This is a genomic window from Acinetobacter sp. ABJ-A23_2 (genome assembly GCF_044538765.1).
GTDB classification, from domain to species: Bacteria; Pseudomonadota; Gammaproteobacteria; order Pseudomonadales; family Moraxellaceae; genus Acinetobacter; species Acinetobacter nosocomialis_A.
Window position 1 is genome coordinate 1 of sequence record NZ_JBIUCP010000074.1, and the last position, 10,118, is coordinate 10,118.

The 10,118-nt window shown below is 35.9% G+C and carries 11 protein-coding genes and 1 riboswitch; of the genes, 9 read left to right on the top strand and 2 right to left on the bottom strand.

The features are described 5' to 3' along the window. Positions 1-297 precede the first annotated feature (297 nt). From dmeF to ACH63V_RS17290, 7 genes are all read left to right on the top strand, one after another. Positions 298-1,236: a CDF family Co(II)/Ni(II) efflux transporter DmeF gene (gene dmeF / locus ACH63V_RS17260; RefSeq protein ID WP_396464204.1), complete on the top strand. Its 939-nt coding sequence runs from the start codon at positions 298-300 to the stop codon at positions 1,234-1,236. A gap of 99 nt (positions 1,237-1,335) precedes the next feature. Beyond that, a riboswitch (yybP-ykoY riboswitch) is annotated at positions 1,336-1,535 on the top strand. A 10-nt stretch (positions 1,536-1,545) separates the two neighbouring features. Further along, positions 1,546-2,544 carry a sodium:calcium antiporter gene (locus ACH63V_RS17265; protein WP_396464205.1) on the top strand — a complete coding sequence of 333 codons (999 nt, stop codon included), beginning with the start codon at positions 1,546-1,548 and terminating at the stop codon, positions 2,542-2,544. 362 nt (positions 2,545-2,906) lie between these two features. Further along, positions 2,907-4,280 carry a putative bifunctional diguanylate cyclase/phosphodiesterase gene (locus ACH63V_RS17270; RefSeq protein ID WP_396464206.1) on the top strand — a complete coding sequence of 458 codons (1,374 nt, stop codon included), beginning with the start codon at positions 2,907-2,909 and terminating at the stop codon, positions 4,278-4,280. A 267-nt stretch (positions 4,281-4,547) separates the two neighbouring features. Beyond that, entirely contained in the window at positions 4,548-5,003 is a 456-nt protein-coding gene (locus ACH63V_RS17275; RefSeq protein WP_396464207.1) for a hypothetical protein, read from the top strand. A 170-nt stretch (positions 5,004-5,173) separates the two neighbouring features. After that, positions 5,174-5,368, top strand: a complete 195-nt coding sequence (locus ACH63V_RS17280; protein WP_139887838.1) for a hypothetical protein — start codon at positions 5,174-5,176, stop codon at positions 5,366-5,368. Positions 5,369-5,580: 212 nt separating this feature from the next. Further along, positions 5,581-6,513, top strand: a complete 933-nt coding sequence (locus tag ACH63V_RS17285) for a lauroyl acyltransferase (RefSeq protein ID WP_396464208.1) — start codon at positions 5,581-5,583, stop codon at positions 6,511-6,513. Positions 6,514-6,714: 201 nt separating this feature from the next. Then, the gene (locus ACH63V_RS17290; RefSeq protein ID WP_311087948.1) at positions 6,715-6,951 is read left to right on the top strand and encodes a hypothetical protein; all 237 of its coding nucleotides are present in this window, start codon (positions 6,715-6,717) and stop codon (positions 6,949-6,951) included. A gap of 134 nt (positions 6,952-7,085) precedes the next feature. On the opposite strand, the gene ACH63V_RS17295 is transcribed toward ACH63V_RS17290, so the two are convergent. Continuing rightward, on the bottom strand, positions 7,086-7,553 hold the full coding sequence (locus ACH63V_RS17295) for an Lrp/AsnC family transcriptional regulator (protein WP_022574763.1): 468 nt from the start codon (positions 7,551-7,553) through the stop codon (positions 7,086-7,088). A 118-nt stretch (positions 7,554-7,671) separates the two neighbouring features. Here ACH63V_RS17295 and ACH63V_RS17300 point away from each other — a divergent pair, with 118 nt between their 5' ends. After that, entirely contained in the window at positions 7,672-8,532 is an 861-nt protein-coding gene (locus tag ACH63V_RS17300; protein ID WP_396464209.1) for an EamA family transporter, read from the top strand. A 198-nt stretch (positions 8,533-8,730) separates the two neighbouring features. Then, positions 8,731-9,357 carry a hypothetical protein gene (locus ACH63V_RS17305; RefSeq protein ID WP_311087946.1) on the top strand — a complete coding sequence of 209 codons (627 nt, stop codon included), beginning with the start codon at positions 8,731-8,733 and terminating at the stop codon, positions 9,355-9,357. Between the two features lie 27 nt (positions 9,358-9,384). Here the strand turns inward: ACH63V_RS17305 and ACH63V_RS17310 are convergent. Beyond that, on the bottom strand, positions 9,385-10,118 hold a 734-nt coding region (locus ACH63V_RS17310; RefSeq protein ID WP_396464210.1), incomplete at its 5' end, for an AraC family transcriptional regulator.

Here is a 10,118-nt window from a genome sequence, read left to right on the forward strand (position 1 = left end):
ATTATTTTTTTATTAACCTTTTTTATTAGCGCAAAAAATAGGTTGTAAGAGCCCATGTTAAAGTGGGCTTTTATTAAATCTACGGATTTTATTTAGTCCATACCAATGTCGCATTAGTAACGAATTTTAATTATTGAAAAAAAGAGTAGTGGACGCTGAAATAATTTTCTACAGAAGTGACTATTTTTTTGTGGGTTTCAAACTAATTTAAAATTTTTCTTGTCTTGGTCGTCATGTAACCTATTTCCTTCCAAAAAAATATATACTATGGGGGAGTATCATCAAAAGACCATAAATATGGAAATTAACAGTAATTTAGAACGCTACCACTCTCATCAGTTCGATGAAGGAAACCCGCTGGCTCAAAAGAAAATTTTGATTGCAACCATCCTAACTGCCGTGATGATGGTCTTTGAAATTGTGGGTGGATGGGTCTTTAACTCCATGGCTCTTTTAGCTGATGGCTGGCACATGAGTTCACACATGGTTGCTCTAGGGTTGGCTTATGTGGCTTATAAAATGGCTCGTCGTTATGCCTACGACAAACGCTTTAGTTTCGGAACTTGGAAAATCGAAATTTTGGGCGGGTATAGCAGTGCAATATTATTAATGGTCGTTGCACTTTTGATGGGGTTTCAATCTATCGAACGATTACTCCATCCTGTTGATATTCATTATAATGAAGCGATTTCTATTGCTGTTGTAGGTTTAGCAGTCAACTTAATCTGTGCGTGGTTATTACATGATAATCATGAACATCACCACCACCATCATGACCATGAGCATAATCACCACCATCATCATGATCACCATCACGATTTAAATCATAAAGCTGCGTTTCTACATGTGGTTGCCGATGCCGTAACGTCTGTATTAGCCATAGCCGCACTTATAGCGGGTAAATATTTTGGATGGAATTTTTTAGATGCTTTATTGGGTATTGTAGGGGCGATACTTGTTGCGCAGTGGTCGTGGGGACTTTTGCGTGACACAGGAAAAACTTTATTAGATGCTGAAATGTCACATCCAGTTGTAGCTGAAATACAAGAAGTAATTGAGCAATTATCCCAAGTAAAAATTACAGATTTACATGTATGGAAAGTCGGTAAAGGAAAATTTTCATGCATTTTGGCTTTAGAAACAGACCGAACAGATTTAACACCCGATTCAGTTAAAAAAGCCTTGTCTATCCATGAAGAAATTGTACATGCCAGTGTAGAAATACATTTTATCTAGTCAATAAAGAGTGCTTTAAAAGATTCTATTGATTTTTAGAGTTCATAAGCATTTTGTCTGACTATCTCTGTAGAGTTCGGATGAAATCACTGGTAAAATCCTCAGCATTGTCATTGGGGAGTAGCCATTCCTAGTACCCGCTAGGAAGACCACGTCAACAAACTTGAGATGAGTATCTCATGGCGTGTTCAGCCACTGTATATACAGTAAGAGCTAGGCGAGACCTTTGGCCGCAACGTACTTTGCTAGTCGGGCGAGGAGCGTTGTCGTGCCAATGGTTTCTTATTTCGCCCGGCTGGAACTATTCCTATGCTCCTCACGTTCATCTTATTCTTTTTGTCCGCCGCGGCAATTTACCTAGCCTGTGAATATTTCGTCAATGGAATTGAATGGTTTGGTAAACGTCTTAATCTTGGTGCAACCGCAGTAGGTTCAGTACTCGCAGCTTTTGGTACAGCGCTACCTGAAAGTGCGGTGACCTTTATGGCCGTTGTGTTTGGTAATACCCCAGAACAAAAAGACCTTGGTGTTGGAGCTGCAATGGGTGGTCCATTGGTGCTAGCAACCTTGGGTTACGCCGTTGTAGGTCTGGTATTAATTCTTCATCGTAAAAAGTTAGCTCGAACTTCGCATAAAGTACAAGTTGATTATGGTCGCTTAAGCCGAGATCAAGTCTCTTTCCTTGCCATCTTTGTTTTAAAAGTAGCACTTGGTTTAGTCGCGTTTGCCATTAAGCCTTGGTTAGGTATTCTATTTTTAGCGGCTTATGCAGCTTATGTTTGGCGTGAGATTAAGGAAGCAGATACATCTGCCGATGAAGAAGAACTCGAACCTCTCAAGTTCCGTCCCAACGCAGCCGAACCTTCACTGGGGTGGGCTGGCTTACAGGTATTGGTCGCTTTAGTTGTCATTAGTATTGCGTCACACACTTTTGTAGCTCAGCTTGAAGCAATTGGTACAGCGCTAAGTTGGCCACCACATTTGGTTGCTTTATTACTGAGTCCGGTTGCAACCGAATTACCTGAAATTATGAATGCGCTGATTTGGGTACGCCAAGGTAAAGAACGTTTGGCTTTAGCGAACATTTCTGGTGCCATGATGATTCAGGCCACCATACCAAGTGCTTTGGGTATATTTTTCACACCGTGGCGCTTTGATACGTTGTTGTTAGCATCTGGCATTATTACTGCACTGGCGATTGTGTTTTTGTGGAATTTATTCCGCCGCGGTGCGGTCGATGATCGATCATTAGTTGCAGTAAGTGCGCTATATGGCTTTTTCGCAGTTTTGGTTGTGATTTATCTCTAATACACATTCATGCGTTGCAAGGTGACCGACGCGTTTCAGCTATTTTCATGACTAGTGAACGGCTAATCTTATACACTCACGGGTGTATAAGATTACGATACATAAAATTCTTTAGAATTCGCCTAATTTTTCACTAGTTAGGGGCTGTACCTGAGCCGCAGACGCATGTATCGTTAAGTCTTGATACTTTAAAATTAAAAAGTGTTCGAAACGCAGTATCGTTCAGTTAAACCGCTGAACTGTAGCAACGCTGTTGAAGAACACCAAATCTCAAAATGAATAGTACAAATAAGAAAGGAATAAAATATTACGTTTTATTGGTAAATATTGAGATGGAGTATCAATGACCAAGCTGGGGGTCTTTGAAGAAATATTTTACGGTTGATTTATTTATGATAGCTTCATCTTACTTTAAAAAACGCAAGAAAAATTACCGTAACGTAAAAGACCAGCAGCTTACAATTGCAGCCAAAGCAAATATCTTTATTTGTATTATTTTTTGTTTGTTTTGGACTATTTATTTCGCATTTGCACACATGTGGCTGATTGTTTGTATGGATATTGGTTTCACACTAGTTTCCATGTTTAGCCTTTTTCTCATTTATAAAAACCGTATTTCGGCGGGCATACTTTTATCACAAGCGGTTCTACTAATTTTCCCAGTCGTTTTTTGCCTGTTTTTCGATATTGCTACACCTCATCGGCCTCAAGTAGCGCATTTATTTTTGCCTGCCGGCGCAATACTGGGATATTTAAATTACCGCCGTGATCCAAGCTTTTTACAAATCATTTTAATTTTATTATCGATTGGGTGTTTTATATTTTTTAGTGGTACCTCTTTTACACTTAATAGTGCAGTACCTTTGTCAGATGATATCCGTAATCATGGTGGGTGGATTGCAACTTGTGTGGCTACTCTCATGATTTGTATATCAATTTATACTATGCAATTAGAGATACAAATAGAAAATAGCATGGTGCATGACCTACGTTTAGCCCTCACCAAAGAACAATTTGAGCTTTTTTATCAACCGCAAATCAATTCCTCTGAACAGTTAATTGGCGCAGAAGCCTTGTTAAGATGGCATCACCCAACTTTAGGATATATTCCTACGCAAGATTTTATTCCTGCCGCAGAAAGTTTTGGATTAATGCCAGAGATAGGTGAGTGGGTGTTAGTTCAAGCCTGCAAAGTTTTACAAGACTGGAGCAAAAAAGAAGAAACTAAAGATCTTACGCTTTCAGTCAATATTAGTGCTGACCATTTCATGCAACCACTTTTTGAGCAAACTATAATTGCTATGGTTGAAAAATATGGCATTACTCCATCTCGACTCATCTTAGAAATTACTGAAAATATAGCCTTAAATAACTGTGCAAGCATGATCGAAAAAATGAATTTCTTGTCTAGACATGGCATTCAGCTTTCACTTGATGACTTTGGTACAGGTTATTCATCTTTAAGCTATTTACAGAAAATGCCCATTAGCCAAATCAAAATTGATCGTAGCTTTGTAGAGGCAGCTTTGGATGATAAACGCAGCAATAAACTGGTCACGGGTATTATTAAAATTGGTCTAGATTTAAACCTTCGCGTGCTGGTAGAAGGTATAGAAACGGCTGAACAATTTAGTGCTTTTAAAAGTAATGGCTGTACCGAGTTTCAGGGCTTTTTATGGGGCTGTCCGATGCCTTTAAATGACTTTATCAAACAGTTGCCGCATTTTAATAAATAAGCAAAATAGCTTTTGATAGGAAACGTAGTTGATAAAAGAGATTTGATTTTATTTGTTGGAAAGATAACGCAATGAAGTTTGATATAGCGCTCTTTCTCTATCGAAATTAAATAAAACTTAAAAATAGCTGTTTAATAGTCATTAATTAACACAATATAAACAACACTTACTTAATGTTACTTATACTTACAAGTTGAAATATAAATTGAATCATACTTACTTTGAGAGACCACCTAATACCGCTTCAAAGATAAGGACAAAACCTTAATGCCACAATACTTAGCTATTGCAGAAAGTGTGTATAGGAAAGTTAAAGAAGTTGAGCTTTTTTCAGATGACACTATTGAAAATCTTAATAATTTAATGATTTTTATACGTAAAGAGATATCTGGGAGCATATTCAAATTAAAGTATAACTACATTGATTTTGAAGAAGCTTTAACAAAACCATTAAGTGAATGCAAAGTAAAAATAGATGTTAGCCTTATTCCACACCATAGTATGGAAGACGAATATATTTTATGGCTAGCTGGATTTATTGAAAAAATTACAGAAGGAGGGCCTAAACCTCCACCACCTATTAAGAAATATATTCCTGAATTTATTAGCCTAAAATCAGAACTAGATTTTTTAAGCATTCCAAAGGAAAAAGTTTTAAATGAAGGTGGGGAAATTACCGAATATTTTAATTCGGAAGCATTTACCAAAACTTTGAAAAAGTAAGTGTTGAATGCACTCATCAATAAAAGCCGCCTTATAGCGGTTTTTTATTAAGTTAAAGAATAATGAGTGACGTTTAGCTTTTAATGATTTCTAGTGAACAAAATCTTTAAAAATTTTCTTTATTTGTTCTATAGTGATGAAATCTTAAACTTTTTGAGTAGAACGTTGTTATGGCAAGAGAATATAAATATTACCAAGTAGGATCTACTCACTACAACCTTGAACAAGTTGTTAAATTTACAACCAGTGCCGATTTGAGATCTGTTCTAGTTCGGTTTACAGATGGTTCAGAAGTAGAGTTTACTTTTGAAAGTGAAGATGAGTATTCAGAGTTTCTGCAAGTGATGAGAGGGTTAGCATTTTAATTTTTGTATATAATTTATCTAATAATCAAGATGGTTAAATTTTTATAAGTAATTGTTATTTAAAATATAATAAGGAAATAAATATAAGAGGTAATGTTCAGGAAATATAAATCTTCTTAAGAAAATAAGTCTAATATTAAGACACACTTTGCAAACGCGTGTAGATTCGGTGTGTGTTAGCATGATTTCCTATACCTCTAGATATTTACAGTATGACGAAATCTGAACCGCAGTATCAATCTGGGCAGTTTCAATTTTCCTTTCTATCATTAAAGTATTGGGGTATCTGGTTCACAGCTTTTACTCTTATGTTTCTTGCGTACTTGCCTTGGGCAATCCAGTGGCGTTTAGCAAAACTTTTTTCAAAAATTGCTTGGACACTATTAGCTTCAAGAAGAAAAACAACTTTAAGAAATTTAGAAGCTTGTTTCCCTGAAAAAACACCCGAGCAAATTGAAACCAAAGCCAAATCAGTTTTTACAGATACGATGATTGGTATATTTGAAGCTTTAAATGCTTGGTATTGTCCTACATGGTTTAAAAAAAGGGTTCATATAAAAGGTTTAGAGCATCTGGAACAGAATCGGGATAGAGGTGTTTTGTTGTTGGGAACACACAGTACTTTATTAGATGCCGGAGGTGCTGCTTGTACCTTATTTTTCGATATGGATGTGGTGTATAGACCTCAAAATAATCCTTTTATGGATTTTCTCATTCATCGTAGTCGCGCTCGGGTTTATAAAAACCAAATTGCGAAAGACAACATGCGTAGCTTAATTGCGAAACTGAAAAATGGTCATGCAATCTGGTATAGCCCTGATCAGGACTTTGGTTTAAAGCAAGGTGTCATGGCATCATTCTTTGGAATACAAGCCGCAACAGTAACGGCCCACCGAAGACTCATGGATATTTCAAATGCTGTCGCAATCCCATTATATTTTTATAGAAGTGGAGATATTCGAGATCCTCAATACAATGTACTGATTGAACCTAAACTTGAAAATTTTCCAAGTGAATGTGAAGTGAATGATGCTGAACGCGTCAATAAAATTATTGAAAACCAAATTCGAATCGCGCCAACACAGTACATGTGGTTTCATAGACGGTTTAAAACTCGTCCTGTCGGTGAGGCAAAGTTCTACTGATTAATTTGAACATGTCTTTAGTGACTTAAGTTTTAAATTTTTATTATTTTCAATGATCTATTTTATGTTGCTTAAACGGTGTATGAAGTAGATCAGTTTTGCTTAGCCAGCCTTACACTCCTGTACAGATTATCACTTGTTTCTAGCTGTACATTTATGTATTACTTTAAATTCCAGTACTACAATAAAAAGGAATTTTGTATGAAGTACATTAAGTATATTTTTGCCGCATTAGTCATCGCGCTTTCTGCTCCGACTTTTGCAAAAGGCCATGGTTATCACGGCTCACATCATGGTTATGGTCATGCTTATCACGGCAGCCATCATGGTAAAGCATATGCTTATCATGGCACTCATCATGGTAAGGGGTACTATCATAATAAAGCACATGGCGATCATGGGTCTGATATGCATAGCCACGGGCGTGGTCATATGTAATTCAACGCACTACAAAAAATCCCGCCATACACTGCGGGATTTTTTATGACATTGCCTTAGTGGTGATTCTTTTTACTTGTTTAGCTAGGTAAAACCCTAACTACTGTAAGGCCTTAAAGCTTAAATTGAAAAGTTTAAATATTTAACTCAAAGTTTACTTTTACGCGATCTAAAACAATAAGTGTTCTATAGGTTTTGACGTCTTCATTATCAGCGAAATGTTTTCTAACCAAACTTTCAAAATGAGATAAGTTGTTGCTCAGCATGATAATGATGAATGAGACCCCGCCATTCACAAAATAGCACTGCTGAATTTCTTCAACAGAAGCAAAGTACAGCTTTGCTCTGTCCATAACCACAGAACGGTCTTCGCTCAGTCGTACTTCAATAATAGAAGTGATTTTTTCACCAAATTTAAGCGGATTTAAGATGGCGCAATTTCTTAAAATAATTTCCTTTTCTTCCATACGCGATATGCGCCGTTGAACAGACGCAGCGGATAGACCAATTTTTTCAGAAATTTCTCGATGAGAAGTTTTATTGTCTTTTTGCAGTATTCTTAAGATTGCGTAGTCAAAATTATCTAAAGAAATTTCCGACATGAGTAAATCTCTCATTAAGCTTTAAATATAGAGTTATTTAATCGTTTTATTGAGGGAAATAGAAGAAATATATTGATTATATAGAATTAAAATTTCAATCATTCCCCGAGTGGTAAATATGATGATTGAGACAAACTCCAGACAAGGCATAGCATTTGCAGCCGCATTTTTATCTTTAGTTTCTGTGCAAATAGGCGCATCAATAGGGAAAGTCCTTTTCCCAATTCTTAGTGCAGAAGGAGTGACCTTAACTCGACTTGCTTTGTCAGCATGTTTTTTATGGGTTGTGTTTAAACCTTGGAGAGACTGGAACAAACAGACCAATTGGAAAAATCTCATTATTTATGGATTAATCCTCACCTTAATGAATACTTTAATTTATAAAGCATTTTCTTATATGTCTGTTGGCATCGCTATTTCCATTGAGGTGTTGGGACCCCTTACAGTTGCTATTTTAATGTCTAAAAATAAATTAGATTATTTTTGGGGTGGATTATCTATTATTGGTTTGCTTTTTTTACCTATGGGCAATTCAAACCATAACTTTAGTTTTATTGGTATGACGTATGCGCTTGTGGCTGCCGTGGGTTGGGGACTGTATATTATTTATGGCTCTAAAGTTGCACAAGGTGGGGGCAGCTCGGTTGCAACAGGAATGTTTCTAGCGGCTTTGTTTGCCACACCTTTAGGGGCAACTCACTTTATCCATATTTTTGATAGTTATAAGATTCTTCTTACCTGTTTACTCATGTCGATGCTCGCGAGTGCTATTCCATTTATATTGGATATGGTTGCTATGAAAAAACTGCATCCGCGAGTTTTTGGAATATTAGTGAGCGCATCACCAGCGGTAAGTGCTTTAGCTGGATGGCTGATTTTAGATGAACGATTAAATCATTTTCAGATCATTGGGATAACAATCATTATGGCATCGTGTGCCGGATGTTCTTATTTTTCTTATAAACGTAATGCTGCATAAACCTGTTCTTCTATGATGGCTTATTTCTAAAGCTGCATGAGTCATTTGAGGGGGAGAGAAATAATAAATAGAGCCCCCTTAAAAAGGCTGTTTATGTACAAAATAATATAAAAACAGCAAGTAACACTTACTCAAGTATCATTTTAATCTGATTGGTATTTATACAATATAGTTACCAGATCACAAGGATATGAACTCATGAAATTTCTAAAGTTTTTAACTTTTAGCACGATTCTTACGTTATCCGCACATAGTTATGCGACAGTGGGCGGTGGACAAAAAATTGAAGTATTGGGCTATCAGCAAAAAGAGAAGAAGCTTTATGTATTAAGACATTATGAAGATGGTCGAGGACGTCTACCACAACTCTATTATTATCTATTAAATAGTAAATCGCCTGATAAACTTATCGAAGTTAAATCTCTCTATATCAATCCAAAAACAAATAAAATTGATTATGATCAAGATAGTACAGCGTTTAATAAGGCGCTTAAAAAAATTAAAAGAAATTTAACTCCTTTGATTGTAAGTAATAGTAAGACCGTAAAAATTCAAACAATAAAAACTCATCAGAATCAAGTATCGTCTTGGTTTGATCCTTCAGGAAAGATCACGCAATATAAAACAGAATATGTTGTAAAATCGCCGTCTTTACAAAGTAAGACCCATGTTGCGGTTCATTACACCAAAGCAATAAAAATTTCCCAAAATTATAGTGTGCCTAAACACAATAAGAGGTTGGTTGTCGTTAAATATTTGGGGGTTCCAGAAGAAACTGGTTACGATATTGAAGACCCTGTTTTACTGCTACCTATGAAAAAATAAGTTGAAGTATCGCTTTTTAACCTTTTATTATTTAGCTTTAGTTACTGAAATTTCTCTAAATTTTCTTGGGCTATAACCATAAGTTTGAATAAAAGATCTGGTAAAGGCAGCGGGTGAAGAATAACCAACTAAATCAGCTATTTGTGAAATACTATTATTCGTTTCAATTAAATATTGATTCGCTAACTTCATTCGCCAATGTTTGAGATAATTAATTGGGGTAGTACCGACCAATTCTATGAAATTTTTTGAAAACTTTGATTTAGATTGATTAGTCTCTTTGGCAAGAATGTCTACGGTCCACTCTTTAGTAGGATCAGAATGCATTAAGAATAATGCCTTGCTAATAGCAGGATTCTGCAAAGCTGAAATCCAACTTTTATGGTTTAGTGTTTCTTTATTTAGCCAAAATCTTATTGACCATACCAAAAGCAAATCGATAACACTTGAAAGCATAACCTGACTACCTAAAGAAGGTTGATCAAGTTCTAATTTTATTGCCGCTACTGTCATTGGTATCCATTCAGCAACTTTCCCATTTCGGTCTGAGGGAACTAATATATATTTAGGCAACCCTTCAGCGATTGTTTGTCCATATACACCGTTTAATTGAAAAACGCATGTAATAACAGATGGTTCTACAGCTTTATCTTCTATAATTTCAATAGAATGCTTAAATCTCGAAGGAATAACGATAATATCCCCATCGTTTACAGTTTCATTTATTTTTTGTTCATCACTTTTAATTTTAAAACTACTTC